Origin of the sequence: Nonomuraea sp. NPDC049784 (assembly GCF_040659615.1) — a bacterium.
In the GTDB taxonomy this organism is placed as follows: Bacteria; Actinomycetota; Actinomycetes; order Streptosporangiales; family Streptosporangiaceae; genus Nonomuraea.
Genome location: NZ_JBFAMX010001129.1, coordinates 1 through 1740, shown reverse-complemented (window position 1 = coordinate 1740; position 1740 = coordinate 1). Strand labels below are relative to the sequence as shown.

Annotated in this window: 2 protein-coding genes; one reads left to right on the top strand and one right to left on the bottom strand. The window is 73.0% G+C overall.

What is annotated here, in order from left to right; genetic code table 11:
• Positions 1-134: 134 nt before the first annotated feature.
• On the top strand, positions 135-1037 hold the full coding sequence (locus AB0J09_RS64005) for a D-isomer specific 2-hydroxyacid dehydrogenase family protein (protein WP_360714194.1): 903 nt from the start codon (positions 135-137) through the stop codon (positions 1035-1037).
• A gap of 45 nt (positions 1038-1082) precedes the next feature.
• On the opposite strand, the gene AB0J09_RS64000 is transcribed toward AB0J09_RS64005, so the two are convergent.
• Positions 1083-1740, bottom strand: a 658-nt coding sequence (locus tag AB0J09_RS64000) for a DUF4352 domain-containing protein (protein WP_360714192.1), incomplete at its 5' end; no start/stop codon positions are given.

The window sequence follows — 1740 nt, the reverse complement described above, 5'->3', positions numbered from 1 at the left end:
AGACCGGCTGGGCGGCGACGGCGGACACCCGGGTCAACCTACCCGCGCTCCCTGAAGAGATGCTGGCACCCCGAAACGCCGTGCCCAGGCGCCCTCGGTACGCTGGTGGGCCCGTGGCGAGAAGGAGACTGAGCATGACCGTCGCCGTCCATGTCGGACCCGAGCCGGTGCCCGTGCTGATCGACGCCGTGCGGCGGGCGGGCGGCAAGGTCGTGCCGCTGGAGGAGGCCGAGGCGATCGTCTACTACGGCGGCGGCCCCGAGGAGCTGCGGTCGATGCTCCACGACGGCATCCGCTGGGTGCAACTGCCCAGCGCGGGCATCGAGCGGTTCGCCGACGCTGGGATCATCTCCGAGCACCCGGTCTTCACCGCCGCCACCGGTTCCTACGGCATGCCGGTGGCCGAGCATGCGCTGGCCATGATGCTGGCGGCCGCGCGCGGCCTGCACCGGTCGGCGAGAGCCACGAGATGGGAGCGCAGCGAGTCCAGGGAGTTCGCGGGCTCGACGGTCGCGATCGTCGGCTTCGGCGGCATCGGGCGGGCGCTCATCCGGATGCTGGAGCCGTTCGGCTGCCGGGTCCTCGCGGTCACCGACAGCGGCGAGGCGCCCGGCGCCGACCTCGTGCTCCCGCGTGCCCGCTACCGCGAGACGCTGCCCGAGGCCGATTACGTGGTCGTCTCGGCACCCGCCACGCCGGAGACGAGGGGGATGTTCGGCAAGCGCGAGTTCGAGCTCATGCGCGAGGACGCCTGGCTGGTGAACGTCGCCAGAGGCGGCCTCGTCGTCACCGACGAACTGGTTGATGCGCTGCGCGCGGGCCGCATCGGCGGCGCGGCACTCGACGTCACCGACCCCGAGCCCCTGCCCGACGGACATCCGCTGTGGAGCCTGGACAACGTGCTCATCACGCCGCACTGCGCGAACCCGCGCTCCTCCTACTGGCGTGGCCTGGCCGAGCGCGTCACCTCCAACGTGCGGCGCTTCAGCGACGGCGCCCCGCTGGAGGGCGTGGTCTCGCCGTCCCAGGGCTTCTGAGGCGCGCCGGACGCCGGGCGGCCCGCCGTCAGCGAGGCCGGCGGGTCAGCCCAGGTTGAGCCGGGCTCCGTTGCTCAGCCCCGAGTCGTGCACCTCGAGCCCGGCCGCGTCGAGGCTCTTCGGCAGCTCGAACACCAGCGCGCCGATGAACGACTGGCCGGCCTCGATGCGGATCGGCGTGATCTCCTTGCCGTCCTTGTCGAGCAGCTTGGTGCCGCCGTGCAGCTCCTTGTTCTCGTCGATCAGCTTCTGCTGGCCCGGGTAGAGCACCCTGGCCTCCTGGCCGACGTTGCTGACCTTCACCCCGACCTGGCATGTGCGCTTGGCCGCCGATCTCGCAGGTTTGGGGCACTTCGTGCTCGTCACGGCGAAGCGCAGCTTGCCGTCCTGTACCGGCCCGTCCTCGCCGACCGCCGGGGAGCGGAACGCCCACGCCAGCACGAAGATCAGCGCTACCAGCAGCACGACCGCGATGACCAGGGCGGTCAGGCAGCCCGTCAGCACGCCCCGCTTGCGCTTGGCGGGCGGGTAGCCCGGCATCGGCCCCTGGCCGGTGGCCGAGTGGTGGGGCAGCGGCCCCTGCCCGCCCTGGTGGTGGGGGAGCGGCCCCGGGCCTGTCAGGTCCGGATGTGGCCCGCGCGGCCCCGGCACGGGGCCGGTCCGCTCCGGGTGGGGAGCCGGCGGCACAGGCCCGGTCCGCTCG